This is a genomic window from Blautia faecis, assembly GCF_020554845.1.
Classification (GTDB): Bacteria; Bacillota; Clostridia; order Lachnospirales; family Lachnospiraceae; genus Blautia_A; species Blautia_A faecis.
In genome coordinates, this window is the sequence record NZ_JAJCIA010000023.1 from 22,167 (window position 1) to 48,371 (window position 26,205).

The following is a 26,205-nucleotide window of genomic DNA, read 5'->3' on the forward strand; positions in this document are numbered from 1 at the left end:
GGGATGCATCCATACGCACTCTTTCTTAATTCTTAGTTCCTAATTGGGGTGCCTCGGTATAACACCCAGCTGCTTTTGGCGATTCGCAGCCTTTCCGAAATTTGCGGCCAACGGGCCAACGTTGCCTCCGGTATTAGGCAATACATGCTTAGTTCATTATATGTCAGATGATACAACCCGTCCGGGTGTTTCACCTGCAGCCGCATTCACAAACAATGGATCAATCAACCCTGACGCTGTTTGTGCTTTGGATTCTCACAGATAATTCTGATAGAACCTTTTCTCTTAATGACCTTGCATTTCTCGCAGATCGGTTTTACAGATGATCTTACTTTCACTGGAAATCCTCCTTCCGTAAAATATAGCATTAAAATCTGCAGTTTAGGGCGCAGTTATACACACGTACAAGCGCGTCCGCATTGTATTGTAGCATTATGGTCTACAAAATGCAAGCAGTTTTTTAAATTTTTTTTACATTTTTCTAATTTTTTTAGTTTCCTGAAGTTTAAAACATTTTTTCTGTGTTCAGTTTCTTCTATAATAGAAGAAACTCCTGTACCATAGAAGCATTTTCTCAGGCACAGGAGTTTTATATTCATTAATCCGAATTTGCTATTAACGAATCTGAATTACTTATCTCGCCAGATGATTCTTCCCTTGGAAAGATCATATGGGGAAAGCTCCATTGTTACTTTGTCTCCTGGAAGAATACGAATAAAGTTCATGCGCAGCTTGCCGCTGATATGAGCAAGTACAACATGTTTGTTTTCAAGTTCCACTTTAAACATTGCGTTTGGCAGCTTCTCTAAAACAGTGCCTTCTACTTCAAGTACATCTACTTTTGACATTTTATACCTCCTGTATCGCCTTAATGATAATGATTAATACTCTGTGAGTGTCAGAATCTCCGGTTCGCCATCTGTAATCAGTATGGTGTTCTCATAATGTGCGGAAAGGGAACCATCCATGGTCACCACTGTCCATTCGTCATCCAGCCAGCATACATCTGCTCTGCCCATATTGATCATGGGCTCTATGGCAAGTGTCATGCCTGGAAGTAATTTCACTCCCCTGCGTTTCTGAGGGAAGTTGGGAATCTGCGGATCTTCGTGAAGATGAGTACCAATCCCATGTCCCACCAGATCTCGTACAATACCATAACGGTATTTCGCCGCATACGCTCCGATTGCCTTGGAAATATCATTGAGATGATTTCCTGCTTTCGCGAATTTTATTCCTTCAAAGAAGCACTGCCTGGTTACATCCATAAGCTGCTTGGCTTCTTTGGAAACTTCTCCGACTGCATAAGTACGGGCCGCATCAGAATGATATCCTTTATAGATCAGTCCTGCATCAATCTTTACCAGATCACCATCCTGGATAATTTTGTCCTCCGAAGGAATTCCGTGGACCACTTCATCATTCAGGCTGATGCAGAAGGAGCCAGGAAAGCCTCCATAATTCAGAAAATTGGGAATGCATCCCATGGAACGGATCATATCTTCGCCGATACGGTCGATCTCCTTGGTACTCATTCCTGGTTTAATATAAGGGATCAGCCCGTCATGGACTTTTTCCAGAAGATGTCCGGATTCCCTCATAAGTTCAATTTCTTGTGCTGTTTTTATTGAAACTGACATTACTTCTTATCCTCTATTCTATTCGCCAAGGATCTTCACAATATCACCAAATACCTCATCCAGGTTCTTGGTGCCATCTACAGTTTTCAGTACGCCCTGACCAGTATAGTAGTCGATAAGCGGCTGAGTCTGCTCATGATATACATTCAGACGCTTCTGTACAGTCTCCGGCTTGTCATCGTCACGAAGCACAAGATCCTCACCGCATGTATCGCAAACCCCCTCTGTCTTCGGAGCTGCAAATACAACGTGGTAGGTTGCACCACATTTTACGCATGCGCGTCTTCCACCCATACGGTTCACGATATTCTCATCCGGAACATCAACATCAATAGCATAATCAATCTTGCTTCCCAGCTTGCTTAAAGCATCGGTAAGGCATTCAGCCTGTGGGATTGTTCTTGGAAAACCGTCCAGAACATAGCCGTTCTTGGCATCCGGCTGCTGGATTCTGTCCACAACAAGGTCGCAGGTAAGTTCATCCGGTACAAGCAGTCCCTGGTCCATATAAGTTTTTGCTTTTTTCCCAAGTTCTGTGCCATTTTTGATATTGGCACGGAAAATATCGCCTGTAGAGATATGGGGAATACCATATTTCTCAGCAATTTTCTTAGCCTGGGTTCCTTTTCCTGCACCTGGTGCACCTAACATGATAATTCTCATAAAAAGCCCTCCATTTTCTCATACTACGAATTAAGGCTGTGACGCATATAAGCACCACAACCTTTATTCTTTTAGTTGTTCAGGAAGCCTTTGTAATTGCGGACAAGCATCTGTGATTCAATCTGTTTCACAGTCTCCAGGATAACTCCAACAATAATGATGATGGAAGTACCACCGAAGGATACGTTTGCACCGAATACTCCATTGAAGAAGAACGGAATAACCGCAACGATAATCAGGCCTACTGCACCTATAAATATAATATAATTTAAGATTTTAGTCAAATAGTCTGACGTTGGTTTTCCTGGACGGATACCAGGAATGAAACCACCCTGCTTTTTGATATTGTCTGCAACTTCCAGCGGGTTGAATGTGATGGAAGTGTAGAAATATGCAAAGAATACGCAAAGTACAATATACAGAAGCAGTCCCCAGCTATACTGTGGCTGACTTGGATTACACCAGTTATTGGATGATAATCCTCGAATAATCTCACTGCCGATGCCGGTTCCATTAGCTTTTCCTGCAAGCTGTGCGATTACGCCTGGGAAAGACATAATTGAGGAAGCAAAGATAACCGGAATAACACCAGCGGTGTTAACTTTCAGCGGTATATTGGTAGTCTGACCACCCATCAGTTTTCTGCCGACCATTTTTCTGGAATACTGAACAGGAATTCTTCTCTCTGCACCGTTAAGGATCAGTACGAATACCACCATGACAACGATGATTGCAACAATGATAACCCCTGCAAGCAGTCCTTTTGCAATTGTTTTTCCTTTGATGAAGTTCTCATAAAGAAGAGATAAGTCACTTGGAACACGGGAAACGATGTTAATGGTCAGGACGATGGAAATACCATTTCCAACACCCTTCTCAGTAATACGCTCACCGATCCACATCAGCATGGCAGAACCAGCTGTGAGACAAGCAACTACAGTTAAGCCCTTAAAGAAGTTCATGTTCGGGATCAGACCCTGGCGACCAAAACCGATTGCCATTGCCACAGACTCAAACAACGCAAGACCAACAGTTACATAACGGGTAATGGCAGTAATTTTCTTTCTGCCCTCTTCTCCATCTCTCTGCATTTCCTCCAGAGCCGGAATGGCAATTGTGAGAAGCTGCATGATAATGGATGATGTAATGTATGGCGTGATGTTCAATGCAAAGATTGACATCTGGGTAAATGAGCCACCGGTGAACGCATCAAAGAAATTGAATGCGTCACCAGTGTTTTTAGCAAACCACTCTTTAAAGAAATCGCTGTCTACTCCTGGAACAGGAAGCTGTGATCCAATACGGATGACAAGAATCATCCATAATACATAGAGGAGTTTACGTCTCATCTCTTTTACTCTGAAAACGTTTTTGAGAGTTTCAAACATTTGATCACCTCTATTAGATCAGCTCTACTGTACCACCTGCAGCTTCGATTTTAGACTTTGCAGTCTCACTTACAGCGTTTACTTTAACTGTAAGCTTCTTGGTAAGCTCGCCGTTTCCAAGGATTTTAACGCCGTCACCAGCTTTGGAAATTGCACTGCTTGCAAGTAAGCTCTCAACTGTAACCTCTGCACCATCCTCAAAACGGTTCAGAACATCAACGTTGATTGCAATGATCTCTTTAGAGTTTCTGTTTGTGAATCCTCTCTTAGGCAGACGTCTGTATAAAGGCATCTGTCCACCTTCAAATCCCGGTTTCTTGTGTCCGGAACGTGCTAACTGTCCTTTATGGCCTTTACCAGCTGTTTTGCCGTTTCCTGAACCATGTCCACGGCCTCTTCTGAAGTTATCGCTGTGCTTAGAACCCTCAGCTGGTCTTAAGTTTGATAATTCCATTATGGCACCTCCTTTTTGTAATTATGCTTCTTCTACTTTTACCAGGTGCTGTACCTGCTGAATCATTCCTCTTGTTGCCGCATTGTCTGGCATCTCAACTGTTTTGTGCATTTTGGTAAGACCCATTGCTTTAACAGTAAGTTTGTGCTTCGGAACTGCGCCAATCGGAGATTTTACTAAAGTAACTTTTAATGTATTTGCCATTTTAATATTCCTCCTTAAGCCAGAATCTCATCAACAGATTTTCCACGAAGTTTTGCAACTTCTTCCGGAGTTTTTAACTGTCTTAAGCCTTCGATGGTTGCAAGAACAACATTCTGCTTATTTCTGGATCCCATACATTTTGTACGGATGTTTTTGATACCAGCTAACTCGATAACGGCACGAGCCGGGCCGCCGGCGATAACTCCAGTACCTTCCGGAGCTCTCTTAAGAAGCATGGAAGCGCTTCCGTAAGAACCTACGAAGTCATGTGTAATGGAACCATTCTCATCTCTTGCTACGGTTACTAATTTCTTAATAGCATCCTCTTTTCCTTTGCGGATTGCTTCCGGAATCTCGGCTGCCTTTCCAAGTCCTGCACCAACGTGTCCATTGCCGTCACCTACAACAACTAAAGCTGTGAAACGGAAGTTACGACCACCTTTAACAACCTTGGTAACACGCTTGATTGATACTACTTTATCTTCTAACTCTAACTGACTAGCATCAATAAGATTACGTTTCATGTGTTTCGCTCCTCCTTATTAGAATTTCAGTCCAGCTTCTCTTGCTGCGTCTGCCAGTGCTTTTACTTTACCGTGGTAAATGTATCCACCTCTGTCAAAAACAACTTCCTCGATGCCGGCTTCCACTGCCTTCTTACCGATTACAGTGCCAAGATATGCTGCTGCTGCAACATCGTCGGTGTTCTCAAGCTGTGCTTTTACGTCTTTCTGAAGAGTAGAAGCAGATACTAAAGTCTTTCCAACGGTGTCATCGATAATCTGTGCATACATGTGTTTATTGGAACGAAATACTGCAAGACGCGGAGTTGTTGCAGTGCCATTTAAATGATGACGTAATCTTCTATGCTTTTTCTCGCGAATTTCCGCTCTAGATGCTTTATTAACCATTTTCTCACTCTCCTTAATTATTTCTTACCAGTCTTACCAACTTTGCGTCTGATAACCTCAGTATCATACTTAATACCTTTACCCTTATATGGCTCAGGTCTTCTCTTATCTCTGATCTCAGCTGCAAACTGTCCAACTTTTTCCTTGCTGATACCGGAAACGATAATCTTGTTACCGTCTACTTTGGTCTCAATACCTTCCGGATCTTCCATTTCTACCGGGTGAGAATATCCAAGGTTTAAAGTAAGCTTCTTGCCCTGCTTAGCGGCTCTATAACCAACACCGTTAACTTCAAGAGTCTTGGTGTATCCTTCGCTTACACCAACAACCATGTTGTGGATAAGGCTTCTTGTTAAGCCGTGAAGGGATTTCATTTTCTTTAAGTCGTTTGGTCTTGCAACAACTACATGACCATCTTCAACTTTGATTTCCATCTCTGTTGGAAGCGCTCTCTCAAGTGTTCCTTTTGGTCCTTTTACGGTTACTACGTTTCCTTCTGCAACAGATACTTCAACTCCTGCCGGAATAGCAACCGGAAGTCTACCGATACGTGACATACTATGTGTCCTCCTTACTTAGATTATCGGAGAGGTTTTCGCAACCTCTCTGTTTTCAGTGTTTCGTCTACTTCTTGAATGTATGGAGCCGAAGCTTACCATACAAATGCAAGAACCTCGCCGCCTACCTGAAGTTTACGAGCTTCTTTATCGGTGATAACACCTTTATTAGTGGAAAGGATTGCAATTCCAAGTCCTCCGAGAACCTTTGGAAGCTCTTCCTTACCAGCATAAACACGAAGACCCGGTTTAGAGATTCTCTTTAAACCTGTGATGATCTTCTCGTTTTTGTCTTCGCCATATTTCAGTGTGATATGGATGTTTTTAACAACACCATCTTCAACTAAATCGTATTTTGCAATGTATCCCTCATCAACAAGGATGTTTGCAATTGCAATTTTCATCTTGGATGCTGGTACATCTACTGTGTCGTGTTTTGCAGTATTTGCATTACGAATTCTTGTAAGCATGTCTGCGATTGGATCGCTCATTGTCATGTTAGTTTCCTCCTCATATTCAGACTTTACATGTCATAGTATATTTATATAAATTTACGTGTTACCTGTGTAACATCATCCCGTGCTGAACTGGTACTGCACCTTACGGCTTGCACTCGTTAAGGTTCGGGATGGACTTTGCACAAAATTCCTGTTCGCCTTACGGCTTACATTCATTAAGCGACTTTCAGCTTCGGCCTACCAGGAAGCTTTCTTAACTCCCGGGATCTGTCCTTTATAAGCTAACTCACGGAAGCAGATTCTGCAGATTCCGTATTTTCTTAAATATGCATGTGGACGTCCACAAATTCTGCAACGGCTATATTCTCTTGTAGAAAATTTAGCTGGACGCTGCTGTTTGATTTTCATTGCTGTCTTAGCCATGAATCGTTCCTCCTATATCAGATCTGCTGACCCCGGCAAGGCGCCGGCGGTCAACTTTGGAATGTTCCTCTACTTATTTCGCAAAAGGCATGTTGAACAGCTTCAGTAACTCACGAGCTTCCTCATCAGTATTTGCTGTTGTAACGAAGATAATGTCCATACCTCTTACTTTGTCAACTTTATCGTACTCAACTTCTGGGAAGATAAGCTGCTCTTTGATACCAAGAGCGTAGTTTCCTCTTCCATCGAATGCGTTAGGATTAACGCCACGGAAGTCACGTACACGTGGAAGTGCCAGGTTGATCAGACGATCAGCGAACTCATACATCTTCTCGCCTCTTAATGTTACTTTACATCCGATCGGCATTCCCTCTCTGATTTTGAAGTTAGCAACAGATTTTTTAGCTTTTGTTGCGATAGCTTTCTGTCCTGTGATCAGCTCCATATCAGCAATAGCTGCGTCAAGAAGCTTAGCGTTCTCTTTTGCTTCACCAACACCCATGTTAATTACGATCTTGTCGAGTTTTGGCACTTGCATAACGTTTTTATATCCGAATTTTTTGGTCATGGCATCCATGATCTCATTAGTATAAAGTTCTTTTAATCTACTCACTTATGTCTGCCTCCTCTCTCAATTAATCGATAACCTTACCTGTTGCTTTGGCAACGCGGACTTTTTTGTCACCATCCATCTTAAAGCCAACTCTTGTTGCTTTTCCATCTGCCATAAGCATTACGTTGGAGATGTGAAGCGGAGCTTCTTTTGTGATGATTCCACCATTCTGGTTTTCAGCTGATGGTTTGGTGTGTTTTGTAACCATATTAACGTTCTCTACTAATACGGTATTGTCTTTTACGTTAACGGCAAGGACTTTGCCTTCTTTGCCTTTATCTTTACCAGCGATTACTGTAACAGTATCACCTTTTTTAATCTTCATAGCTGACATTAGGCACCCTCCTATAATACTTCCGGAGCTAAGGAAACGATCTTCATGAATTTTTTCTCACGAAGCTCTCTGGCAACTGGTCCAAAGATACGTGTTCCTCTCGGAGTTAAGTCGTCTTTAATGATTACGGCAGCATTTTCATCGAAACGGATATAGGATCCGTCTTTACGACGAGCGCCTTTTTTGGATCTAACTACAACAGCCTTTACTACGTCACCTTTTTTAACAACGCCGCCTGGTGTTGCATCTTTAACAGTAGCAACGATTGTATCGCCGATGTTTGCATATCTTCTTGTAGAGCCACCCATAACACGGATACAAAGGATTTCTTTTGCACCAGTGTTGTCGGCAACTTTCAGTCTTGTTTCCTGCTGAATCATACTGGTTATCCTCCTTATTTAACTCTCTCTACTACTTCAACCAGTCTCCATCTCTTGTCTTTGGACAGCGGTCTGGTCTCCATAACTTTTACGGTATCACCGATGTTGCACTCATTGTTTTCGTCATGAGCTTTTAATTTATATGTTCTCTTCACGATTTTCTTGTAAAGAGGATGTTTTACATGGTCTTCAATTGCAACTACGATGGTCTTATCCATCTTATTGCTGACAACCTTACCCACGCGGGTTTTTCTCAGATTTCTTTCCACGATTATGTCCTCCTAAATTCACTATTTGGAAGCGTTAGCTTTCGCAGTGATCACTGTCTGGATTCTGGCAATATTTCTGCGAACCTCTTTGATTCGTCCTGTATTGTCTAATTGATTGGTTGCATTCTGAAATCTCAGATTGAAAAGTTCTTTCTTAGCAGCTACTAATTCTTCGTTTAATTCTGCAGCTGATTTTGCCTGTAAATCTTCTACGAATTTATTAATTTTCACTGTTATCACCGCCTTCTAACTCTGCACGAGAAACTATTTTGCATTTACATGGTAACTTGTGCATTGCAAGACGTAATGCCTCACGAGCGATTTCTTCAGAAACGCCTGCGATCTCAAACATAACACGTCCTGGTTTAACAACTGCTACCCAGTATTCCAGGGCACCTTTTCCGGAACCCATACGAGTTTCTGCTGGTTTTGCTGTTACTGGTTTATCTGGGAAAATCTTGATCCAAACCTTACCACCACGTTTGATATAACGGGTCATAGCAACACGGGCTGCCTCGATCTGATTAGATCTGATCCAGCAAGGCTCGGTAGCAACAAGACCGAATTCACCATAATTGATCTGATTACCTCTAAGGGCTTTTCCTCTCATGGAGCCACGGAATTGTTTACGACGTTTAACTCTTTTTGGCATTAACATTATTTATCGCTCCCTTCCTTAGTTCCTTTAGTTGGAAGAATCTCACCATTGTAGATCCATGCCTTTACACCAACTTTGCCATATGTGGTGTCTGCTTCTGCGAAACCATAATCGATGTCTGCACGAAGTGTCTGAAGCGGAATAGTTCCATCGCTGTAGAACTCTGTACGAGCCATATCAGCTCCACCAAGACGTCCGGATACGGATGTTTTGATTCCCTTTGCTCCAGATTTCATTGTACGCTGCATTGTAGATTTCATAGCACGTCTGAAGGAGATACGGTTCTCCAGCTGAAGAGCGATGTTCTCTGCAACAAGCTGAGCGTCTCTGTCTGGTCTCTTAACTTCTTTGATATCAACGATAAGCTTCTTGTCTGTGTATTTAGCAAGTTCAGCTTTAACTTTCTCGATCTCAGCGCCGCCTTTACCGATTACGATACCAGGTTTAGCTGTGTAAATGATAACTTTGACTCTGTCAGATGCTCTCTCGATCTCGATCTTGGAAACACCTGCGCTGTATAATTTCTTTTTGAGGAATGTTCTGATGTTGTAGTCCTCTACCAGATAGTCTGCGAAATCGCTCTCTGCATACCATCTTGAATCCCAATCCTTGATAACACCGACTCTAAGGCCATGTGGGTTAACTTTCTGTCCCATGTTTATCCTCCTTATTTCTCATCCAGCACGATGGTAATATGGCTTGTTCTCTTCTCGATTCTGTAAGCTCTACCCTGTGCTCTTGGCTGGATTCTCTTCATTGTAGGTCCTTTATTTGCATAGCAGGCTGCAACGACGAGATTGTCTGCGTTCATTCCATTATTGTTCTCAGCGTTAGCAATAGCTGATTCCAGTAATTTTTTGATTACGCTGGAAGCGTATCTTGGGTTGTATGTCAGGATACCAAGTGCTGTCTGCACATCTTTGCCACGGATTGCATCTAAAACGTAGCAGGCTTTCTGAACAGAAATTCTTGCATAAGATAATTTTGCAGACGGTCTTGTCTCTCTATTATTCTCATTTCTGGCTCTCTTAATCTGGCTTCTATGTCCTTTTGCCATTTTAAAGTGCCTCCTTTCGTCATATTCAATATTCAGGTAAACACCTGGGTTGCCCGAACCGCTTCTTGCGATCAGGCAGCCTGGTGAAAAGTACTAACTAGCGAACACCGGATTTCTTTTCGTCTTTTCCGTGTCCTCTGTAGGTTCTGGTAGCAACAAACTCACCAAGTTTGTGACCAACCATATCCTCAGTAATATATACCGGCACATGTTTTCTTCCGTCATGGACAGCGATTGTATGTCCAACAAAAGACGGGAAGATTGTGGAACGGCGTGACCAAGTTTTGATTACGGATTTATCATTTGCAGCGTTTAATGCATCTACTTTTTTAAGTAAGCTCTGATCTGCAAAAGGTCCTTTTTTCAGTGAACGAGACATTCTTAATCCTCCTTATTATTTGCTTAAAGCTTTTCCATCGCGTCTTCTTACGATGAGCTTGTTGGACGCTTTGTTTTTCTTTCTTGTCTTCAGACCAAGAGCAGGTTTGCCCCAAGGTGTACACGGACCTGGACGTCCAACCGGAGCGCGGCCCTCTCCACCACCATGTGGATGGTCATTCGGGTTCATAACAGAACCGCGAACTGTAGGTCTGATTCCCATGTGACGCTTACGGCCAGCTTTACCGATGTTGATCAGGTTGTGATCACCATTTCCGATGATACCAACTGTAGCACGGCAGATGATCGGAACCATTCTCATCTCACCAGATGGGAGACGAAGTGTAGCGTATTTGCCTTCTTTAGCCATAAGCTGAGCACCATTACCAGCGGAACGAACCATCTGTCCGCCCTTTCCTGGGTGAAGCTCAATGTTATGAACCATAGTACCAACCGGGATAAGCTCTAACGGTAAGCAGTTACCTACACGGATTTCAGCTTCCGGTCCGTTCATAACTTTCTGTCCAACTTTAAGTCCTTCCGGAGCAAGAATGTATGCTTTCTCGCCATCTGCATAGCAGATAAGTGCGATGTTTGCTGTTCTGTTCGGATCATACTCAACAGATTTAACTACTGCCGGGATTCCATCTTTTCTTCTCTTGAAGTCAATGATTCTATATTTTCTACGGCTTCCGCCTCCCTGATGTCTTACAGTGATCTTACCCTGGTTGTTACGTCCAGCGTTTTTCTTTAAAGACACGGTAAGGGATTTCTCTGGTGTTGCTTTAGTGATCTCAGAGAAGTCGGAACCAGTCATATGTCTTCTAGACGGGGTATATGGGTTATAACTTTTGATTCCCATTTCTTTTCTCCTTTCAAATTTGTTCTCACGCTTTTGAATGCGTATATTCGCGATATTCAGAGTGCCAAGGATTCAGAAGAAGCAGGTCGTCATGCTTGCATGTAAGACCGGATTCTTATGAAGACTTGAAAGCGTGTAACGCGACCGAGGAAGCAAAGCTTCCGAGGTGCACTCGTACGAATCGCAAGCTATCAATTAAAGACCCTCGAAGATCTCGATGTCTTTGCTGTCCTCTGTAAGGGCTACGATAGCTTTTTTGGATTTAGCAGTTTTTCCAACTACCATTCCGCGGCGTTTTTTCTTACCATCAAGATTCATGGTATTTACGCTTTTAACTTTTGTTCCATCGAACATTTTCTCAACAGCTTCTTTGATCTGAGCTTTGTTTGCTTCCGGATGAACAAGGAAAGTATATTTCTTCTCACCCATAGCAGCCATGGATTTTTCAGTGATCACTGGTCTTTTGATCACGTCGTAATATTTAATATCTGCCATTATGCGTATACCTCCTCGATGGATGCTACAGCGTCTTTAGTTACTACTACAGTACCGTGGCTCATAACATCATATACGTTGATGCCGTTAGCAGCTACAGTCTGTACGTTCTCGATATTTCTTGCAGAAAGGATTACGTTCTTGTCTTCCTGTGCTGTTACAATAAGAGCTTTCTCTGCTTTCAGGTTTGTAAGAACCTTCTGCATTTCTTTTGTCTTTGCATCAGCAAGTGCAAGGCTATCAACAACTACGAATTTATTGTCCTGAACTTTGGAAGTCAGAGCGGATTTAAGAGCTGCTCTTCTTTCTTTTTTGTTCATTTTTACTTCATAATCTCTTGGAGTTGGTGCGAAAATAATTCCGCCGCCTGTCCACTGTGCAGCACGGATGGATCCCTGTCTAGCATGACCGGTTCCTTTCTGTCTCCAAGGTTTTCTTCCGCCACCGCTTACTTCAGAACGAGTTTTCGCTTTCTGAGTACCCTGGCGTTTATTTGCAAGCTGACGAACAACAGCAAGGTGAACAAGATGCTCATTGACTTCAACGCCGAATACTGCATCGTTCAGCTCCATTGTTCCAACTTCATTGCCTTCCATATTATAAACAGTTACGTTTGCCATTTGTGTGCTCCTCCTTTCTTATTATAAGGACTTTACTGTCTCTTTGATTGTAACCAAGGATTTCTTAGGTCCTGGAACAGCACCTTTAACTAACAGTAAGTTATTCTCTGTATCTACGCGTACGATCTCAAGATTCTGAACAGTTACCTGCTCGCTTCCCATATGACCTGGCATGTGTTTTCCTTTGAATACCTTGCTCGGATCAGAACAAGCACCATTGGAACCTGCATGACGATGATATTTGGAGCCGTGAGCCATAGGTCCTCTGGACTGTCCATGTCTCTTGATTGCGCCCTGGAAGCCTTTACCTTTTGAAACTGCTGTTGCATCGATGTGATCTCCAGCTGCAAAGATATCAGCTTTAATTTCCTGTCCTACCTCATATTCAGCAGCGTTCTCAAAACGGAATTCTTTAACGAATCTCTTAACTGCAACGCCTGCTTTTGCAAAGTGGCCTGTTTCCGGTTTGTTCACCAGTTTCTCTCTGATGTCGCCGAAGCCAACCTGAACTGCTGTGTATCCGTCGTTCTCATCTGTTTTAACCTGAGTTACGACACATGGACCAGCCTGTAAAACGGTTACCGGAATTAACATTCCATCTTCGTTGAAGATCTGAGTCATTCCGACTTTGGTAGCTAAAATAGCTTTCTTCATCTTTCTTCCTCCTATAGCGGATTGCCCTTTCGGGTAATCATATAATAAATAGCTAAATGCTTATGCATTTACAAGATTAATTATTTTGCCTTCATCTTGATGTCGATATGAACACCAGCAGGCATTTCCAGTCTGGACAGTGCATCAACTGTCTTCTGGGTCGGAGCAATGATATCAATCAGTCTCTTATGTGTTCTCTGCTCAAACTGTTCTCTGGAATCTTTATATTTGTGAACAGCTCTTAAGATTGTAACAACTTCCTTCTTAGTTGGAAGCGGAACCGGTCCGCTAACTGTTGCACCATTCTTCTTAACAGTGTCGATGATCTTTGCAGCAGATGCATCTACTAACTGATGATCGTAAGCTTTTAATGTGATTCTCATTACCTGATTTGCCATAAAAAAAGTCTCCTCCTATTCGTACTCACTATCAGTACGACAAGCGGCGACTGTACACATCTCCGTGTGTGTCCTAAAACATCTTCCTGCTACGGACATTCTTTCACACGTCCCATCCCAAGATGGCTATTGAACTTGTACAGTGACTTGTCGTCAGTTTCCTAACTTGACATTCGCTCCACGGAAAACCCGCCTTACTCGGCGGCAACCTCGCGCTTCATTGCTATCATGTCACAGCAGTTATTAGTATACACAAAGGTTTTAAAAATTGCAAGTGTTTTTTTCAAAAAATCCAGATGTTTTTTTGTATTATTTTAAATACAATCTAGGGTGTATCTGAAAAAGGCTTTCTGCAAGATGTGAGTGTGTATATTCCAGTTTTTTTCTTTCTTCCTATTATATAGTGCTTCTAATAGTTGTCCGTTATACTCCTGCTGGCAACTGTCAATCAGCTTTCATTATTTAATACAGTGGTTCTAAAGCCTCGCGAAGTCATTGTCTTTTCCTTAATAAAAAAAGAGAAGAGGCATCATCATCGAATGCCTCTTCTTTCCTATTATAATAATGAATCAATCTTCATCATCATAGTATTCATCTTCGTCCTCATCTTCGTCAGCAAAGATATCAGAATAATCAAACAAAGTAACCTTTGTTATCTCATCCTTCACAATGTCAGGAGCATCTCCTTCTTTCTTTGCTTTCGCAGCAAGCTGCGCCGGTGAATATCTTGGGATTGCCAGTTTCTTGATCTCAACTGGTTTATCCTCTTCTTCCTCATGAATCTCCGGAGCTGCTTTCTTCTTCAGTGCTGCCTTCTTAGTCTGTGTTGCAGGCTTAGCAGACTTCCTGACTGGTTTGGAGTCTTTTGCAGTAGCTGCTGCTACTTCTTTCTTCAGAAGTTCATGTGCTTCACTTGTAGCACTCTGTACAGCTCTTTGTGGCGCTTCCTCTTCCTCTACATCAAAATCATCTTCATCGATTTCATCCACAAAGCCACCGGTACGGATCTTACGCTTCTCTTTCTTGCTGCGCTTGCCCTGTGCTTTGATCTCACGCTCTTCATCACGGTACTCACGCTCTTTACGCTTTTCTTCTTTCTTCAGCTCTTTACGGCTCTTCACATATCCTGGTTCTGTATCCTCCGGATAGTCGTCATAATCATCCAGATCTTTTTTCCAGAGTTCTGCGATTACATAAAGAATAATCAGAAACAGAACGGTAAGTCCCAGAACAATCAGCCCCTCAATACTCTTGGTAGCTGCCATCAGATATCCGATAAACGGAATTGTTACAACAATTTTCGGAAGGTAGCTTCCAATTGCCACATTAATCGGCTGTCCCTGAGAAACAGTTGGATCCATAGCAGTACCTGTACCATTTGTGACATCAGCGCTGGCCAGTGTATAGCGATACACTGCATTCTCATCATTTACAAGGATCGGTGTACCCAGAGCTGCTTCCTCGGTTTTAACCGGAATTGCATATGTAACAGATCCCATTGCCAGATTTGACTTGACTGTGGAGTCGTCTCTGATTTCAGTCGTCACTCCAAAGAATGGAGGAACCGCTAATGCAACCACACAAAGTATGGTACATATTACAACAAAATGTACTATAAATTTTAAAAACTTAGACATTGGTAACCATCCTCACTTTTTACGGCAGCCTTTACTGGTTGCTCAGATACTGTTCAATACTGCTCATCGCAGCTTCTTCATCTTCACCATTAGCAGAAAGTGTAATCTCCTCACCGGCGTCAAGTCCCAGTGTCATCATACCCATAATACTCTTGGCATTTACTTTCTTCTTGCCTACTTCTACATAAATTTCACTGTTGAACTGACTTGCCACCTGTACCAGCTGTGCAACGGGTCTGGCTTCAAGCCCTGTGGACAGGTGAATGGTGATTGGTTTTTTAATCATAATAACTCCTCCTTGTTTTCCCTCAGGTCATCTGCAAGCAGGCTTAATTTACGAAGCCGGTGATTTACTCCAGACTTTCCAACCTGTGGGTTCAACATCAATCCTAGTTCTTTAAGTGTTGCTTCCGGATACTGCAGCCGCAATCTGGCGATCTCCTCAAGTCCTTCATTCAAACTCTCCAGGCCCACCTTTTCCTCAAGAAGTCTGATATCCTCGATCTGCTTCACTGCTGCATTAACCGTCTTATTTATATTAGCAGTCTCACAGTTTACCTTCCGATTCACAGAATTGCGCATCTCTTTCAGGATACGGATATTTTCCAGATCCATAAGAGCTACATTTGCTTCCATAATAGCAAGCATGTCTACAATCTGTGCGCCTTCCTTCACATAGAGTACATAAGACTTCTTACGCAGAACAATCTTGGCATCTATATGAAAGCTGTGAATAATTTCCTGTAGCTGCCCGCTGATCTCCCGGCTGGGACATACAATTTCGAAATGATATCCCTTCTGCGGATCACTGATCGAACCTGCCGAGAGAAAAGCACCGCGTACAAACGCCCTTTTGCAGCAATCCCTCTGATATACAATAGAATTGGATACAAGTGGCATTCCTCCGCTCACTCCCGAAAATTCCAGCTTGGCAGAATCCAGTATTTCCTTTACCAAAACCTGATCAATAATGGAAATACAATAAAGATTTCCCTTTCTGAAACAGTCAATCCGGGAATTTGATACATCTGTCTCTATATTAAATGTTTTTTGCAATAATGTAAAGCCTTTTCTTGAAAGTGCCTCATTTTCTGTCTGGATACGCAGGGATTTTTTCCCATCAGTTCCAGCCTCCAGGCTGCCGCAGAAAGTAAAGATTGCAGCCAGTTCCGCAATCCTGCAGTGTCTTCCGGAGCCGATATGCCTGGAAAGTTCTTCTTTCACCATCCCTGAAAAAGACATTCATCGATCTCCTCTTTCTATTTTTTCAATAGGCGATCTTTATCCACATCTCTGTGCTCCAATCGAAAACCGTATTCACCATTTCTGGCGATCCGGCTATACAACTCTCTTGCAATGGTAACGGAACGGTGCTTGCCCCCTGTGCAGCCAACTGCAATTACAAGGCTTGTTTTACCCTCCTGTGCATACTTAGGAATCAGGAACTCCACCATATCTTCCAGTTTATTTGCAAAAATCCTTGCGGTCTCATTATCCATCACATAATTAAACACGCTCTCATCCATACCGGTAAGGGGACGTAATTCATCCTCATAATATGGATTCGGAAGAAAACGCACATCGAATACCAGGTCTGCATCTGCCGGAATTCCATACTTAAATCCAAAAGACAGAACCGTGACCATCATATTACAGAATTTTTCATTATTTACAAAAATCTTCTCAATTTCCTGGCGCAGCTCCCTTGTAAGAAGGTGACTGGTATCAATAATATAATCAGCTCTCTTACGAAGAAAATCCATTTTCTGGCGTTCCAGACGGATTCCGTCATCTACCCTGCCGTTACTGGCAAGCGGATGGCTGCGTCTGGTTTCCTTATAACGCTTTACCAGCACGGAATCTTCTGCATCCATAAAAAGAATCTCAAAATCATATCCAGCTTCTTTCATATGATCCAGAACCTGTGCCAGTTCTTCCAGAGAGTGACCGCTTCTGGCATCAATACCAAGAGCCGCATTCTGGACTCCTTCTTCATGTACTTCCAGCATCAGGGAAGCAAATTTCTCCACCAATGGAATAGGAAGATTGTCCACACAAAAATAGTGGGCATCCTCCAGCATTTTCAGCACTGTGGATTTTCCAGCACCGGAAACGCCTGTAACAATTACAAATCGCATAATTTATCTCCTGCCGGGCAGAATGTTTAATGTTCATAACCTAACCTGTAACGCAAATTGAACTCATCTGCCTCTTATGTGTCTTAAGTCCATTCCAAAGGACTCTTTATGGATCTAGAATTCTCCCAGAAACTTCACCTCAGGTTCAAGCTTCACACCAAATTTCTCCAGAACAATTCTTTGAACGTCAGACATCAATGTAGTAACATCTTTCGCTGTGGCATTTCCTGTATTGATCACGAAACCGCAATGTTTCTCGGAAACCTGGGCACCGCCTACCTGATAGCCTCGCAATCCGCTGTCCATGATCAGTTTACCTGCAAAATAGCCCTCTGGCCGTTTGAAAGTGCTTCCTGCACTTGGATAAGAAAGCGGCTGCTTGCTGGTTCGCATCCCTGCCAGCTCCTGCATACGGCTGCGAATCTCCTCCTGATCACCTTTTTCAAGAGAAATGACAGCTTCCAGAACAATATAGCCAGCTTCTTTTATCACACTGGTTCGATAACCCATGTGAAGTTCATCTGCCTGCAAGGTCAGGACTCCGCCCTCTGGAGTAAGAACCGTGACTTCTTTCAGAACATCCTTCATTTCTCCGCCATACGCTCCTGCATTCATCACCACAGCGCCGCCTAAGGTTCCCGGAATTCCCCCTGCAAACTCAAAGCCAGTCAGCGATGCCTCTCTTGCAGCTGCAGCAATTCCAGATAAAAGAGCTCCTGCCTGGGCATGGATCCGGCTGTCTTCAACTCTGATCTGTCCAAAGTTTCTATACAGCTGCACTACCACTCCCTGATAGCCCTTGTCGCTTACAAGAAGATTGCTTCCATTTCCAAGAATAAAATATGGAACATTTTTTTCCTTACAAACTGCTATGATTCTCCTAATCTCGTCAGCATTCTCCGGTACCAGAAAGAAATCTGCCGGACCGCCAATTCGGAATGTAGTATGCCTGCTCATAAGCTCCGCTTCCAGTATCCGGTTATCTTCCAGAATTTCCTGGAACCTCTGTTTTAAATTCACATTCACAGATTTACATCCTCTATCTTTCTATACTCAACTTTTCTATCAAATAATATCTGCGCCAATCCTATTCTTTCCATTGCCGCATCGTTTTATTATACTATTTAACTTCACAAATGTACAGAAAAAACGCATATTTTCTAAGATTCTTTCCATACTAAATGTTGTTATGATAGTTGCAAAACAACAAACTTTTCTCAGCGACAGGTCCGTTTCGTGAAAGGAGAATTCACCCATGCTCCAGCAAGTTTTTCTATCCATAGTTGGCTTCTGCTCTGGAATCATCATCGCAGGCGGTGTAGTTGGCCTGCTTATCGGTCTTTCCATCGTTCCCCGCTATGCCGGTATCACTCATACAGGAAAACATATATTGTTATATGAAGATATTACGCTTCTTGGCATTGTATGTGGCAACCTTTTTTTCCTCTATGGCTGGCACATTCCAGGCGGAACCTTTGCTCTGCTCCTTTATGGACTTTTTTCCGGTATCTTTCTGGGCGGATGGATCATGGCACTTGCTGAGATGGCAGATGTTTTCCCCATCTTTTCCAGAAGGATCAAACTGACCAATGGAATCCGATGGGTCGTGATCGCGGTGGCCTTCGGAAAAGCTTTGGGATCTTTGTATTATTTTTATAAACGGTGTTTTCCCTGAATTGCGTAAAAAAATCGACGCAGCTAATTTTCTATAATAAATAAGAAGGAACGTTTTTACCAGACTTTCCTTTTTTATCCTTCTTTGACACCTTGGCGCTTTCTTCTTTATTTTCTCCGGTGATTATCGGACATTCATCTGACAGGCCACGGTACCATTTCCGATAATCTGCAGGAGAACAGCCCATCTCTTTTCGGAAAGTCTCTGAAAAATAGCTTGCTCCTGCAAAACCATTTTCCACTGCAATATCTCCCATGGAAGCAGTCTTCTCCAGAACTGCATCCATACTGTTCCAGATTCTGCATTTCTGCAAATATTCGAATGGAGTCATCTCCATATGTTTCTTAAAGAAACGGCAAAAATCACCAGTGCTCACCTGGCATGCTTCTGCCATAGCAGAAAGAGTCAGTTTCTCGTTACAATGCTCAGTAAGATATCCTGTCATACGATTCAGTTTCACCCGTTCTCTGATCACTGCATTCTTACATTCCTGACGCGGCTGGGCAAATTTCTTATAAAGGCTTCCCCATGCAGTGAACAGCCAGCTCTTCATATCCAGTTCATAAGCTGTATCCCTGCCTTCTGCTGTCTGCGCAGCGGCGAGAAGTGCCTGAAGAAGAATGTCTTCATCTGTATCTTCCTCCGCTGACGGCATAAACCTGCAATAAGCAAAGGATTCTGCTTCTGCAACCGGTGAAATATATTTATTCTGAAGGCTCTCATCTCCAGCTGCCAGATACTCTCCAGCCACCTCAATTATATAAAAACTGCTGCTTTCCTTCTCACTTCTGACCAGACGATAGGACTGTCCTGCATTGATAAATAAAGCCTCTCCAGCTTCCAGATCTACTTTCTCCTGATTTATCTGACACTGTATTTCTCCTTCTTCTGCCAATAAAAAAGTAAATGCATTCCCACTGATGCATGGCATATGTCCAAATTCCGGCTGAAGCAGTCCCAGCTTATAGATTCTGATCTTATTCTCAGTTTCCTCTGTAAGGAGCTGTACTCCCTTCCCTATAAAATATTTTCCCATAAGGTACCTCTCTTCTTCGGTTTATAATATGAGGCTACTGTTATTCTGTTTATGAGCAATAGCATCATCTTCCGTAATAACTATAACAATACTATCATGATAGTATAAATTCAGCTAAAAAGAAAGTATATTTTACATATTTTTTCACATAATAATAGAAACCAAAAGGTTGCTGGACTCTAAGCAAGCAATTCCATTCATCATAGCTACAGGAGGCATTTATGAACAGTTCCATACCAAAAGAAAAGCAGAAACAATATGCCGATTATGTAAAACAGATCACCCCTACCCACAGTCTTCCCATGAACATGGCAAAGGCTTTTCTCACAGGCGGTGTAATCTGTGTCGTTGGGCAGATTATAACAAATTTCGCAAAATCCAGAGGATTAGACCAGGATATGGCCGGTACCTGGTGTTCTGTTACCCTGGTTTTTATCAGTGTTATTCTTACCGGATTTAATATTTATCCAAAGATTGGAAAATTTGGCGGAGCGGGAAGTCTGGTTCCAATCACCGGTTTTGCTAATTCCGTAGCTGCCCCTGCCATTGAATATAAAACGGAGGGTCAGGTCTTTGGAATCGGCTGCAAGATTTTCACCATTGCAGGTCCTGTAATCCTTTACGGAATCATGAGTTCCTGGATTGCCGGAGTGATCTACTATCTTCTGAAAATAATGGAGGTGATTTCATGAATCCACAGACACCAGCCAGACTTACCGGTTCTGCCAGTATGAACTTTCAGAATCCGGTTTACATTGTAAGCTGTGCCTCTGTAGTTGGAAAAAAGGAAGGGGAAGGACCTCTTGGGAGCAAATTTGATCTGGTCTGCGAAGAGCCTATGTTCGGAGAAGATACCTGGGAAGCTGCGGAAAGTACCATGCAAAAAGAAGCTGCCGAATTAGCCCTTGGAAAAGCCGGGCTTACTCCCAGGGATATCCGCATGACCTTCGCAGGTGATCTACTGGCTCAGACTACCGCCTCTTCCTTTGGAATTGCCGGAATGGGAATCCCATTTTACGGACTCTTCGGTGCATGCTCCACTATAGGGGAATCCCTCTCTCTTGGCGCCATGTCTGTCGCAGCCGGATACGGAGAACATATTCTCTGCGCCACTTCCAGCCATTTTGCCAGTGCAGAAAAAGAATTCCGCTTTCCTCTGGCTTACGGAAACCAGCGTCCTCTCTCAGCCACGTGGACGGTTACCGGGAGCGGTGCCTGTATTCTCTCCGGAACTTTGCCTGTTCCGAAAATTCCGGAAAAGACTGAGTCGCTTATTTTGGAAGAAGGTTGTGTCCAAATAACAGGACTTACCACTGGAAGGCTGATTGACTTTGGACTTAAGGATTCTCTGAACATGGGTGGATGCATGGCACCTGCCGCCTGCGATACCATTTACCGGAATTTTTGTGACTTTGGCCGAACACCTGATGATTATGATGCAATTTTCACCGGAGACCTGGGAGCTGTTGGAAAACGGATCCTGCTGGATCTGTTAAAAGAAAAAGGATATGATATAGAGTCCATTTATCAGGACTGTGGACTTTTAATCTTTGATGGTGAAACACAGGATACTCATTCTGGTGGAAGTGGTTGTGGATGCAGTGCATCTGTGCTGGCTGCCTATATTCTGCCGGAACTGGCAAAAGGTACCTGGAAAAAGGTGCTCTTTGTTCCTACAGGAGCATTGCTTTCCAAAACAAGTTTTAATGAGGGAGATTCCATTCCGGGGATTGCACATGCTGTAGTATTAGAGCATGTTTCAAAAAAAGATCAAAAGCAGTAAACTAAATAATTGTGCGTACTTCCTGTATAATTGCAGTCCTATAAGCCGTACTGTATTAATTATAATCTGTCTCTACCAACTATCTTTTTCTGTATCTATGAGGAGATGATTTCATGGACTATTTTAATGCATTCTGGGTAGGTGGCCTGATCTGCGCCCTTGTCCAGATTTTACTTGATAAAACCAAACTTATGCCTGGACGTGTCATGGTTCTTCTTGTATGCACCGGCTCTATTCTTGGCGCCATAGGCATTTATCAGCCTCTGATTGATTTCGCCGGTGCCGGTGCTGCTGTGCCATTACTTGGTTTCGGGAATACACTATGGAAAGGTCTGAAAGAAGCCATCGACACAGATGGTGTCATCGGGCTTTTCACAGGAGGCTTCACCGCCTGCGCAGCTGGTGTCTCTGCAGCCCTGATTTTTTCTTATCTGGCAAGCTGGTTTTTTAAACCGAAAATGAAAGAATAACAACGTACTTTATCCTTGCCTGAAACCAACATTTTTTACAATGGGAGTGAATTTCATGAGTGACACACTATACATCCAAACCGAAGAAAACGTGGAGGTTCATCACCCCCATGTCTATCTTCAGGACATTGCCAAGCTATCCTGCACCAATTCCAAAATTTTAAATCACCTAAGGGTTCTCCCGGTAGCAAACCTGAATCCGGACAAGACAGGCCGGTATGTGATTTCTGTTATGGATCTTATAAATGATATCCAGTTCAAAGAGCCTGATCTTGATATTACGCATATTGGCGAACCAAACTTCATCATCACCTATCAGAAGGAAGGAACTGTCAATATTGTTATAAGATGGTGCAAAGTCATATTTGTCTGCCTCGCCACCTTTTTCGGTGCAGGCTTTTCCATTATGACCTTTAACAATGACGTAGACATCCCCGCTCTATTTGAGCAGATCTACACCCAAGTCACCGGACAGCCCACAACCGGCAATACTGTTCTGGAAATCTCCTACTCTCTCGGTATCGGTCTTGGTGTCCTATTCTTCTTCAACCACTTCGGTAGAATGAAACTCACCAACGATCCCACACCTATGCAAGTGCAGATGCGTCTGTATGAAGATGACATAAATACCACGATCATTGAAGATATTTCGCGAAATAAGAAGTGACCGCTCACAGTAACCCGTTCTGTTACTGTTCACTGGTAACGTTCCGCGAGATGTTTTTTGTGAACAAAGTTCACAGAAAACCCGAGAAGTGCGGCGCGAAATCATGCGAATGCTTGATTTCTGTGCATCGCGAAGCGCGTTACTGTGAACGGAGTGAACAGTAACCCGTTCTGCAGGATGTACGTCACAATTTGCATCAAGCCGTTGCTATTTTTACAAAAAAATGATACTATATCTTTATGTGAACGCTCTCTGTGAACACTTCTCCACAGGGAGCTTATTTTACCAGATGAGGAGGCACATCATGAACAATTACAGAATGGGAACAAAATGTGTTCAGGCTGGATATAAACCTGGCAATGGTGAACCAAGACAGATCCCGATTATTCAGTCAACTACTTTTAAATACGATACCAGCGAGGATATGGGAAAACTTTTCGACCTTGAAGCTGAGGGGTATTTCTACTCCCGCCTTCAGAATCCTACCTGCGACCATGTTGCAGCCAAGATTGCTGCAATGGAGGGTGGAACTGCAGCTATGCTCACTTCTTCCGGACAGGCAGCCAATTTCATGGCTCTGTTCAATATCTGTGAGTGCGGAGACCACATTGTGGCTTCTTCTTCCATTTATGGCGGAACCTTCAACTTGATCTCTGTTACCATGGCCAAAATGGGTATCACCGCAACCTTCGTTTCCCCAGATGCTACTGAAGAAGAATTAAACGCAGCTTTCAAGCCAAATACCAAAGTTATGTTCGGCGAAACCATTGCGAATCCGGCACTTACCGTCCTGGATATTGAACTTTTTGCAAAAGTTGCTCACGAACATGGGGTTCCCCTTGTAGTCGATAACACCTTCCCTACACCAGTAAACTGCCGCCCCATCGAATGGGGTGCTGACATTGTTACTCACTCCACCACCAAATACATGGATGGACATGGTGCAGCATTAGGCGGTGCTATAATTGATGGCGGTCACTTTGACTGGATGGCGCACAAAGACCGATATCCGGGACTTTGCACCCCAGATGAAAGCTATCACGGAATTACATATGCTGAGAAATTTGGAAAAGAAGGCGCATTCATCACGAAATGTACCGCTCAGCTTATGCGTGATTTCGGTTCCATGCAGTCCCCGAACAGTGCTTTCATCCTGAATCTTGGACTGGAGTCCTTGCATGTACGCATGCCGAAGCATGTGGAGAATGGACAGGCTGTAGCAGAATTTCTGGAAAGCCATCCGAAGGTAGCTTACGTAAATTACCCTGGACTTCCATCTAATAAATACTATGACAGAGCGAAGAAATATCTGCCAAACGGCGGCTGCGGTGTTGTTTCCTTCGGTCTGAAGGGCGGCCGTGAAGCAGCTTCCACTTTTATGCAGAACTTAAAGCTTGGCGCAATTGAGACTCACGTAGCAGATGCAAGAACCTGCTGCCTGAACCCTGCCACCTCTACCCACAGACAGATGACAGACGAGCAGCTCATTGAAGCTGGCGTACCGGCAGAGCTGATCCGTATCAGCCTTGGTCTTGAGGATAAAGAAGATCTGATCGCGGATATTTCCAATGCGCTGGATGCAATTAAATAATTGCATGCTTTCCACAATAACGGATTGAAATTATAGAGTTTTACACTTTTTTATAACTATTCCTACACATAAATCCCCATAACAGACCTTAAATTTGATCTGTTACGGGGATTTTTCTTTCCCTCACTAAAGCATATATCACGTCAATTATTTTCGATGGAGAACTGCCATGTTTTTTTTCCATATTATTGAACTTCGAATAAGCAATAACATCTCCATTTTTACAAATGCTATACCAGAATTTTTTATTGTAATTCCAGAACAGGTATGATACAATTTATCCGGTTAACGGAATGCAGTGCCAGGGGGAGCGCCCTTGTGCTGCGGTCAGAATTTGTGATGACGAAAACCAGATTGCGAGGGAGCCCGTAGGTCCGGGTTGAGAGGATCCCGTTAGGATCGACCGAAACCTGTTCACCTGTTTTTTTGCAGGTGGATTGTCAGCATCTGCTCGAAAGTCATTTTCGATACATGCTGGGAGGCATGTATTTTTATTTACATGAATAATGAGCCCTTCTCACCATGGCATATTTGAGAGTCCATTGCTGTAATCTCTATTCCCAGCTTTGCAGAAAAATTTTTTCAAACATTCTATAGTAAGAAATTGGGCAATTTTCTCGTTGTAACCGACTTCCAGCAGAAATAAAGTTACTGCCCATTTTATTCGCAGCGATTCGCTTTGCGTAACATTTCAAATGCGCAGTAACACATTATATGATCAAACAAAAGCATGGAGGTATTTCACTATGAAGAAACACATTGTATCCGCACTTTCCATGGCATTATGCCTGGGACTTACCGCAGGGAGCGCTGTCACTGTTTTTGCAGAGGACACTAAGACGATTGATTCTCTGAAGATTGCATTTTCCCCATACGCGGATTCCGACACTATCACCACTGCTACCGAGCCGCTGGAAGATTTACTGAAGGAAACATTGCTCACCAAGGGGTATGACGTGGAGAACGTGGACATGACAGTAGGTACAAGCTACACCGCTGTTGGCCAAGCTTTAAGTGCAGGAAGCGCAGATATCGGATTTATTTCCGGCGGAAATTACGTACTTTTCTCTGATGACTGTGACGTTCTTCTTACCGCCCTTCGCTATGGAATCAACAAAGATTCTGATGATCCGAAAGATTGGAATGATGGTACAATCGAAGAAAACACCGATGAGATGTCTACCTATTACCGTTCTATTATTCTGGCAGGTCCAAGCGAAAAGGGACAGGCTTTACTGGAAAAGGTAAATAACGGCGAAGAGCTTACCTGGGATGATCTGAACGATGCTACCTGGGCTGTTATGGGACCAACTTCAGCTTCCGGTTATATTTATCCAAGCTTATGGCTGAACGAAAAATATGGAAAGGGAATCAGTAATCTGGCAAATGCGGTAGAATCTGATTCTTATACAACCTCTCTTGCACGTCTGGCTTCCGGACAGGCTGATGTGATGGTTTCTTATGGCCACATCCGTACCAAATACGCACCGGAATGGAAAGAGACCTTCGGAGGTACAGATGATATGGTAAATCAGACTGGTGTGATCGGAGTTACAGATAAGATTTACAATGATATGATTGCCTACAGCAAAACTTCTGAAGTTATGCAGGATGAAGATTTCCGCCAGGCGCTGGGAGATTCCTTTATTGAGATTGCGAATACGGACGAGGGAAAAGATATTATCAGCGTGTTCAGCCAGGTTGGATATGAATGGGGCGATGACTCCAATTACGATGGCGAACGAGAGGCGCAGGAGCTGCTGAAGTCTATGGAATAGACTTCAACTTTTCT

At 43.2% G+C, this 26,205-nt stretch carries 39 protein-coding genes; 7 read left to right on the top strand and 32 right to left on the bottom strand.

Going from position 1 to position 26,205, the window contains the following annotated elements; genetic code table 11:
- Nucleotides 1-224: 224 nt before the first annotated feature.
- From rpmJ to murB, 31 genes are all read right to left on the bottom strand, one after another.
- Entirely contained in the window at nucleotides 225-338 is a 114-nt protein-coding gene (gene rpmJ, locus LIZ66_RS11930) for a 50S ribosomal protein L36 (RefSeq protein WP_003022746.1), read from the bottom strand.
- 291 nt (nucleotides 339-629) lie between these two features.
- On the bottom strand, nucleotides 630-848 hold the full coding sequence (infA, locus tag LIZ66_RS11935) for a translation initiation factor IF-1 (RefSeq protein WP_117852566.1): 219 nt from the start codon (nucleotides 846-848) through the stop codon (nucleotides 630-632).
- 33 nt (nucleotides 849-881) lie between these two features.
- A complete protein-coding gene (map, locus tag LIZ66_RS11940; protein WP_118581184.1) occupies nucleotides 882-1,640 on the bottom strand; it encodes a type I methionyl aminopeptidase in 759 nt (252 codons plus the stop codon).
- 18 nt (nucleotides 1,641-1,658) lie between these two features.
- Nucleotides 1,659-2,303 carry an adenylate kinase gene (locus tag LIZ66_RS11945; RefSeq protein WP_118581187.1) on the bottom strand — a complete coding sequence of 215 codons (645 nt, stop codon included), beginning with the start codon at nucleotides 2,301-2,303 and terminating at the stop codon, nucleotides 1,659-1,661.
- 71 nt (nucleotides 2,304-2,374) lie between these two features.
- Nucleotides 2,375-3,691, bottom strand: coding sequence for a preprotein translocase subunit SecY (gene secY, locus LIZ66_RS11950; protein ID WP_148461640.1), 1,317 nt, complete (start codon nucleotides 3,689-3,691; stop codon nucleotides 2,375-2,377).
- A 13-nt stretch (nucleotides 3,692-3,704) separates the two neighbouring features.
- On the bottom strand, nucleotides 3,705-4,145 hold the full coding sequence (gene rplO / locus LIZ66_RS11955; RefSeq protein WP_118581190.1) for a 50S ribosomal protein L15: 441 nt from the start codon (nucleotides 4,143-4,145) through the stop codon (nucleotides 3,705-3,707).
- A gap of 21 nt (nucleotides 4,146-4,166) precedes the next feature.
- Nucleotides 4,167-4,349, bottom strand: a complete 183-nt coding sequence (rpmD, locus tag LIZ66_RS11960) for a 50S ribosomal protein L30 (protein WP_117852555.1) — start codon at nucleotides 4,347-4,349, stop codon at nucleotides 4,167-4,169.
- 14 nt (nucleotides 4,350-4,363) lie between these two features.
- On the bottom strand, nucleotides 4,364-4,873 hold the full coding sequence (gene rpsE, locus LIZ66_RS11965) for a 30S ribosomal protein S5 (RefSeq protein ID WP_117852552.1): 510 nt from the start codon (nucleotides 4,871-4,873) through the stop codon (nucleotides 4,364-4,366).
- Between the two features lie 18 nt (nucleotides 4,874-4,891).
- Nucleotides 4,892-5,260 carry a 50S ribosomal protein L18 gene (rplR, locus tag LIZ66_RS11970; protein WP_118581193.1) on the bottom strand — a complete coding sequence of 123 codons (369 nt, stop codon included), beginning with the start codon at nucleotides 5,258-5,260 and terminating at the stop codon, nucleotides 4,892-4,894.
- 17 nt (nucleotides 5,261-5,277) lie between these two features.
- On the bottom strand, nucleotides 5,278-5,817 hold the full coding sequence (rplF, locus tag LIZ66_RS11975) for a 50S ribosomal protein L6 (RefSeq protein ID WP_118581196.1): 540 nt from the start codon (nucleotides 5,815-5,817) through the stop codon (nucleotides 5,278-5,280).
- Between the two features lie 95 nt (nucleotides 5,818-5,912).
- A complete protein-coding gene (gene rpsH / locus LIZ66_RS11980; RefSeq protein WP_148461641.1) occupies nucleotides 5,913-6,314 on the bottom strand; it encodes a 30S ribosomal protein S8 in 402 nt (133 codons plus the stop codon).
- 198 nt (nucleotides 6,315-6,512) lie between these two features.
- On the bottom strand, nucleotides 6,513-6,698 hold the full coding sequence (locus tag LIZ66_RS11985; RefSeq protein ID WP_117852543.1) for a type Z 30S ribosomal protein S14: 186 nt from the start codon (nucleotides 6,696-6,698) through the stop codon (nucleotides 6,513-6,515).
- Nucleotides 6,699-6,771: 73 nt separating this feature from the next.
- Nucleotides 6,772-7,311 (bottom strand): 50S ribosomal protein L5, encoded by a 540-nt coding sequence (rplE, locus tag LIZ66_RS11990; RefSeq protein ID WP_118581202.1) that lies wholly within the window; start codon nucleotides 7,309-7,311, stop codon nucleotides 6,772-6,774.
- Between the two features lie 22 nt (nucleotides 7,312-7,333).
- Nucleotides 7,334-7,645, bottom strand: a complete 312-nt coding sequence (rplX, locus tag LIZ66_RS11995; RefSeq protein WP_227200868.1) for a 50S ribosomal protein L24 — start codon at nucleotides 7,643-7,645, stop codon at nucleotides 7,334-7,336.
- 11 nt (nucleotides 7,646-7,656) lie between these two features.
- A complete protein-coding gene (gene rplN, locus LIZ66_RS12000; RefSeq protein WP_022067326.1) occupies nucleotides 7,657-8,025 on the bottom strand; it encodes a 50S ribosomal protein L14 in 369 nt (122 codons plus the stop codon).
- Nucleotides 8,026-8,039: 14 nt separating this feature from the next.
- The gene (gene rpsQ, locus LIZ66_RS12005; RefSeq protein WP_302672207.1) at nucleotides 8,040-8,294 is read right to left on the bottom strand and encodes a 30S ribosomal protein S17; all 255 of its coding nucleotides are present in this window, start codon (nucleotides 8,292-8,294) and stop codon (nucleotides 8,040-8,042) included.
- Nucleotides 8,295-8,315: 21 nt separating this feature from the next.
- Nucleotides 8,316-8,525 carry a 50S ribosomal protein L29 gene (gene rpmC / locus LIZ66_RS12010; protein ID WP_118581208.1) on the bottom strand — a complete coding sequence of 70 codons (210 nt, stop codon included), beginning with the start codon at nucleotides 8,523-8,525 and terminating at the stop codon, nucleotides 8,316-8,318.
- Complete coding sequence (rplP, locus tag LIZ66_RS12015) at nucleotides 8,515-8,952, bottom strand: 50S ribosomal protein L16 (RefSeq protein ID WP_117852531.1); 438 nt, start codon at nucleotides 8,950-8,952, stop codon at nucleotides 8,515-8,517. Before rplP ends, rpmC begins: the two co-directional genes overlap by 11 nt.
- Nucleotides 8,952-9,608 carry a 30S ribosomal protein S3 gene (gene rpsC, locus LIZ66_RS12020; RefSeq protein WP_117852529.1) on the bottom strand — a complete coding sequence of 219 codons (657 nt, stop codon included), beginning with the start codon at nucleotides 9,606-9,608 and terminating at the stop codon, nucleotides 8,952-8,954. The genes rplP and rpsC overlap by 1 nt, the downstream gene beginning before the upstream one ends.
- Before the next feature lie 11 nt (nucleotides 9,609-9,619).
- Nucleotides 9,620-10,009 carry a 50S ribosomal protein L22 gene (gene rplV, locus LIZ66_RS12025; RefSeq protein WP_117852663.1) on the bottom strand — a complete coding sequence of 130 codons (390 nt, stop codon included), beginning with the start codon at nucleotides 10,007-10,009 and terminating at the stop codon, nucleotides 9,620-9,622.
- Nucleotides 10,010-10,106: 97 nt separating this feature from the next.
- On the bottom strand, nucleotides 10,107-10,388 hold the full coding sequence (rpsS, locus tag LIZ66_RS12030; protein WP_015526921.1) for a 30S ribosomal protein S19: 282 nt from the start codon (nucleotides 10,386-10,388) through the stop codon (nucleotides 10,107-10,109).
- Nucleotides 10,389-10,403: 15 nt separating this feature from the next.
- A complete protein-coding gene (rplB, locus tag LIZ66_RS12035) occupies nucleotides 10,404-11,249 on the bottom strand; it encodes a 50S ribosomal protein L2 (RefSeq protein WP_118581211.1) in 846 nt (281 codons plus the stop codon).
- Between the two features lie 195 nt (nucleotides 11,250-11,444).
- A complete protein-coding gene (gene rplW, locus LIZ66_RS12040; RefSeq protein WP_117852524.1) occupies nucleotides 11,445-11,744 on the bottom strand; it encodes a 50S ribosomal protein L23 in 300 nt (99 codons plus the stop codon).
- The gene (gene rplD, locus LIZ66_RS12045) at nucleotides 11,744-12,364 is read right to left on the bottom strand and encodes a 50S ribosomal protein L4 (RefSeq protein ID WP_118581214.1); all 621 of its coding nucleotides are present in this window, start codon (nucleotides 12,362-12,364) and stop codon (nucleotides 11,744-11,746) included. Before rplD ends, rplW begins: the two co-directional genes overlap by 1 nt.
- Before the next feature lie 21 nt (nucleotides 12,365-12,385).
- Nucleotides 12,386-13,018 carry a 50S ribosomal protein L3 gene (rplC, locus tag LIZ66_RS12050; protein ID WP_117852520.1) on the bottom strand — a complete coding sequence of 211 codons (633 nt, stop codon included), beginning with the start codon at nucleotides 13,016-13,018 and terminating at the stop codon, nucleotides 12,386-12,388.
- Between the two features lie 80 nt (nucleotides 13,019-13,098).
- Entirely contained in the window at nucleotides 13,099-13,416 is a 318-nt protein-coding gene (rpsJ, locus tag LIZ66_RS12055) for a 30S ribosomal protein S10 (RefSeq protein WP_117852518.1), read from the bottom strand.
- A gap of 569 nt (nucleotides 13,417-13,985) precedes the next feature.
- On the bottom strand, nucleotides 13,986-15,053 hold the full coding sequence (locus LIZ66_RS12060) for a hypothetical protein (protein WP_173771787.1): 1,068 nt from the start codon (nucleotides 15,051-15,053) through the stop codon (nucleotides 13,986-13,988).
- Nucleotides 15,054-15,084: 31 nt separating this feature from the next.
- Nucleotides 15,085-15,339, bottom strand: a complete 255-nt coding sequence (locus LIZ66_RS12065) for an HPr family phosphocarrier protein (protein ID WP_118581220.1) — start codon at nucleotides 15,337-15,339, stop codon at nucleotides 15,085-15,087.
- A complete protein-coding gene (whiA, locus tag LIZ66_RS12070) occupies nucleotides 15,336-16,295 on the bottom strand; it encodes a DNA-binding protein WhiA (protein WP_148461643.1) in 960 nt (319 codons plus the stop codon). Before whiA ends, LIZ66_RS12065 begins: the two co-directional genes overlap by 4 nt.
- A 17-nt stretch (nucleotides 16,296-16,312) precedes the next feature.
- Nucleotides 16,313-17,191, bottom strand: a complete 879-nt coding sequence (gene rapZ, locus LIZ66_RS12075) for an RNase adapter RapZ (protein ID WP_118581226.1) — start codon at nucleotides 17,189-17,191, stop codon at nucleotides 16,313-16,315.
- Nucleotides 17,192-17,305: 114 nt separating this feature from the next.
- A complete protein-coding gene (murB, locus tag LIZ66_RS12080; protein WP_148461644.1) occupies nucleotides 17,306-18,217 on the bottom strand; it encodes a UDP-N-acetylmuramate dehydrogenase in 912 nt (303 codons plus the stop codon).
- 229 nt (nucleotides 18,218-18,446) lie between these two features.
- On the opposite strand from murB, the gene LIZ66_RS12085 reads away from it, so the two are divergent.
- Nucleotides 18,447-18,866: a stage V sporulation protein AB gene (locus LIZ66_RS12085; protein WP_148461645.1), complete on the top strand. Its 420-nt coding sequence runs from the start codon at nucleotides 18,447-18,449 to the stop codon at nucleotides 18,864-18,866.
- Nucleotides 18,867-18,897: 31 nt separating this feature from the next.
- Here the strand turns inward: LIZ66_RS12085 and LIZ66_RS12090 are convergent, their stop codons facing one another.
- Complete coding sequence (locus LIZ66_RS12090; protein ID WP_227200867.1) at nucleotides 18,898-19,902, bottom strand: AraC family transcriptional regulator; 1,005 nt, start codon at nucleotides 19,900-19,902, stop codon at nucleotides 18,898-18,900.
- Nucleotides 19,903-20,123: 221 nt separating this feature from the next.
- On the opposite strand from LIZ66_RS12090, the gene LIZ66_RS12095 reads away from it, so the two are divergent.
- The 6 genes from LIZ66_RS12095 to LIZ66_RS12120 all read left to right on the top strand — a co-directional run bounded on the left by LIZ66_RS12095 (nucleotide 20,124) and on the right by LIZ66_RS12120 (nucleotide 26,191).
- Entirely contained in the window at nucleotides 20,124-20,594 is a 471-nt protein-coding gene (locus LIZ66_RS12095; RefSeq protein ID WP_204453735.1) for a SpoVA/SpoVAEb family sporulation membrane protein, read from the top strand.
- Nucleotides 20,591-21,685, top strand: coding sequence for a stage V sporulation protein AD (locus LIZ66_RS12100; RefSeq protein ID WP_227200866.1), 1,095 nt, complete (start codon nucleotides 20,591-20,593; stop codon nucleotides 21,683-21,685). Before LIZ66_RS12095 ends, LIZ66_RS12100 begins: the two co-directional genes overlap by 4 nt.
- 113 nt (nucleotides 21,686-21,798) lie before the next feature.
- Nucleotides 21,799-22,155 (top strand): SpoVA/SpoVAEb family sporulation membrane protein, encoded by a 357-nt coding sequence (locus tag LIZ66_RS12105; RefSeq protein WP_118581240.1) that lies wholly within the window; start codon nucleotides 21,799-21,801, stop codon nucleotides 22,153-22,155.
- A gap of 55 nt (nucleotides 22,156-22,210) precedes the next feature.
- Nucleotides 22,211-22,822, top strand: coding sequence for a stage V sporulation protein AA (locus LIZ66_RS12110; RefSeq protein ID WP_227200865.1), 612 nt, complete (start codon nucleotides 22,211-22,213; stop codon nucleotides 22,820-22,822).
- Nucleotides 22,823-23,126: 304 nt separating this feature from the next.
- Nucleotides 23,127-24,413 (top strand): O-acetylhomoserine aminocarboxypropyltransferase/cysteine synthase family protein, encoded by a 1,287-nt coding sequence (locus LIZ66_RS12115; protein WP_148461650.1) that lies wholly within the window; start codon nucleotides 23,127-23,129, stop codon nucleotides 24,411-24,413.
- A gap of 746 nt (nucleotides 24,414-25,159) precedes the next feature.
- Nucleotides 25,160-26,191, top strand: coding sequence for a phosphate/phosphite/phosphonate ABC transporter substrate-binding protein (locus LIZ66_RS12120; RefSeq protein WP_227200864.1), 1,032 nt, complete (start codon nucleotides 25,160-25,162; stop codon nucleotides 26,189-26,191).
- Nucleotides 26,192-26,205: the final 14 nt, after the last annotated feature.

Coding starts and splice junctions, on each gene's coding strand:
- LIZ66_RS11945 (WP_118581187.1), bottom strand. CDS start 2,303: ATGAGAATTATCATGTTAGGTGCACCAGGTGCAGGAAAAGGAACCCAG.
- rpsE (WP_117852552.1), bottom strand. CDS start 4,873: ATGAAACGTAATCTTATTGATGCTAGTCAGTTAGAGTTAGAAGATAAA.
- LIZ66_RS12085 (WP_148461645.1), top strand. CDS start 18,447: ATGCTCCAGCAAGTTTTTCTATCCATAGTTGGCTTCTGCTCTGGAATC.
- LIZ66_RS12105 (WP_118581240.1), top strand. CDS start 21,799: ATGGACTATTTTAATGCATTCTGGGTAGGTGGCCTGATCTGCGCCCTT.
- rplX (WP_227200868.1), bottom strand. CDS start 7,645: ATGTCAGCTATGAAGATTAAAAAAGGTGATACTGTTACAGTAATCGCT.
- rplD (WP_118581214.1), bottom strand. CDS start 12,364: ATGGCAAACGTAACTGTTTATAATATGGAAGGCAATGAAGTTGGAACA.
- rapZ (WP_118581226.1), bottom strand. CDS start 17,191: ATGCGATTTGTAATTGTTACAGGCGTTTCCGGTGCTGGAAAATCCACA.
- rplR (WP_118581193.1), bottom strand. CDS start 5,260: ATGGTTAATAAAGCATCTAGAGCGGAAATTCGCGAGAAAAAGCATAGA.
- rplO (WP_118581190.1), bottom strand. CDS start 4,145: ATGGAATTATCAAACTTAAGACCAGCTGAGGGTTCTAAGCACAGCGAT.
- rplB (WP_118581211.1), bottom strand. CDS start 11,249: ATGGGAATCAAAAGTTATAACCCATATACCCCGTCTAGAAGACATATG.
- LIZ66_RS12065 (WP_118581220.1), bottom strand. CDS start 15,339: ATGATTAAAAAACCAATCACCATTCACCTGTCCACAGGGCTTGAAGCC.
- secY (WP_148461640.1), bottom strand. CDS start 3,691: ATGTTTGAAACTCTCAAAAACGTTTTCAGAGTAAAAGAGATGAGACGT.
- LIZ66_RS12115 (WP_148461650.1), top strand. CDS start 23,127: ATGAACAATTACAGAATGGGAACAAAATGTGTTCAGGCTGGATATAAA.
- LIZ66_RS12060 (WP_173771787.1), bottom strand. CDS start 15,053: ATGTCTAAGTTTTTAAAATTTATAGTACATTTTGTTGTAATATGTACC.
- rplP (WP_117852531.1), bottom strand. CDS start 8,952: ATGTTAATGCCAAAAAGAGTTAAACGTCGTAAACAATTCCGTGGCTCC.
- LIZ66_RS12090 (WP_227200867.1), bottom strand. CDS start 19,902: ATGGGAAAATATTTTATAGGGAAGGGAGTACAGCTCCTTACAGAGGAA.
- LIZ66_RS11985 (WP_117852543.1), bottom strand. CDS start 6,698: ATGGCTAAGACAGCAATGAAAATCAAACAGCAGCGTCCAGCTAAATTT.
- rplF (WP_118581196.1), bottom strand. CDS start 5,817: ATGTCACGTATCGGTAGACTTCCGGTTGCTATTCCGGCAGGAGTTGAA.
- rplV (WP_117852663.1), bottom strand. CDS start 10,009: ATGGCAAAAGGACATAGAAGCCAGATTAAGAGAGCCAGAAATGAGAAT.
- rpsS (WP_015526921.1), bottom strand. CDS start 10,388: ATGTCTCGTTCACTGAAAAAAGGACCTTTTGCAGATCAGAGCTTACTT.
- rpsH (WP_148461641.1), bottom strand. CDS start 6,314: ATGACAATGAGCGATCCAATCGCAGACATGCTTACAAGAATTCGTAAT.
- LIZ66_RS12110 (WP_227200865.1), top strand. CDS start 22,211: ATGAGTGACACACTATACATCCAAACCGAAGAAAACGTGGAGGTTCAT.
- LIZ66_RS12095 (WP_204453735.1), top strand. CDS start 20,124: ATGAACAGTTCCATACCAAAAGAAAAGCAGAAACAATATGCCGATTAT.
- infA (WP_117852566.1), bottom strand. CDS start 848: ATGTCAAAAGTAGATGTACTTGAAGTAGAAGGCACTGTTTTAGAGAAG.
- rpmD (WP_117852555.1), bottom strand. CDS start 4,349: ATGGCAAATACATTAAAAGTTACTTTAGTAAAATCTCCGATTGGCGCA.
- rpsC (WP_117852529.1), bottom strand. CDS start 9,608: ATGGGACAGAAAGTTAACCCACATGGCCTTAGAGTCGGTGTTATCAAG.
- LIZ66_RS12120 (WP_227200864.1), top strand. CDS start 25,160: ATGAAGAAACACATTGTATCCGCACTTTCCATGGCATTATGCCTGGGA.
- rplN (WP_022067326.1), bottom strand. CDS start 8,025: ATGATTCAGCAGGAAACAAGACTGAAAGTTGCCGACAACACTGGTGCA.
- rplC (WP_117852520.1), bottom strand. CDS start 13,018: ATGAAGAAAGCTATTTTAGCTACCAAAGTCGGAATGACTCAGATCTTC.
- whiA (WP_148461643.1), bottom strand. CDS start 16,295: ATGTCTTTTTCAGGGATGGTGAAAGAAGAACTTTCCAGGCATATCGGC.
- rpsJ (WP_117852518.1), bottom strand. CDS start 13,416: ATGGCAAATCAGGTAATGAGAATCACATTAAAAGCTTACGATCATCAG.
- map (WP_118581184.1), bottom strand. CDS start 1,640: ATGTCAGTTTCAATAAAAACAGCACAAGAAATTGAACTTATGAGGGAA.
- LIZ66_RS12100 (WP_227200866.1), top strand. CDS start 20,591: ATGAATCCACAGACACCAGCCAGACTTACCGGTTCTGCCAGTATGAAC.
- rplW (WP_117852524.1), bottom strand. CDS start 11,744: ATGGCAGATATTAAATATTACGACGTGATCAAAAGACCAGTGATCACT.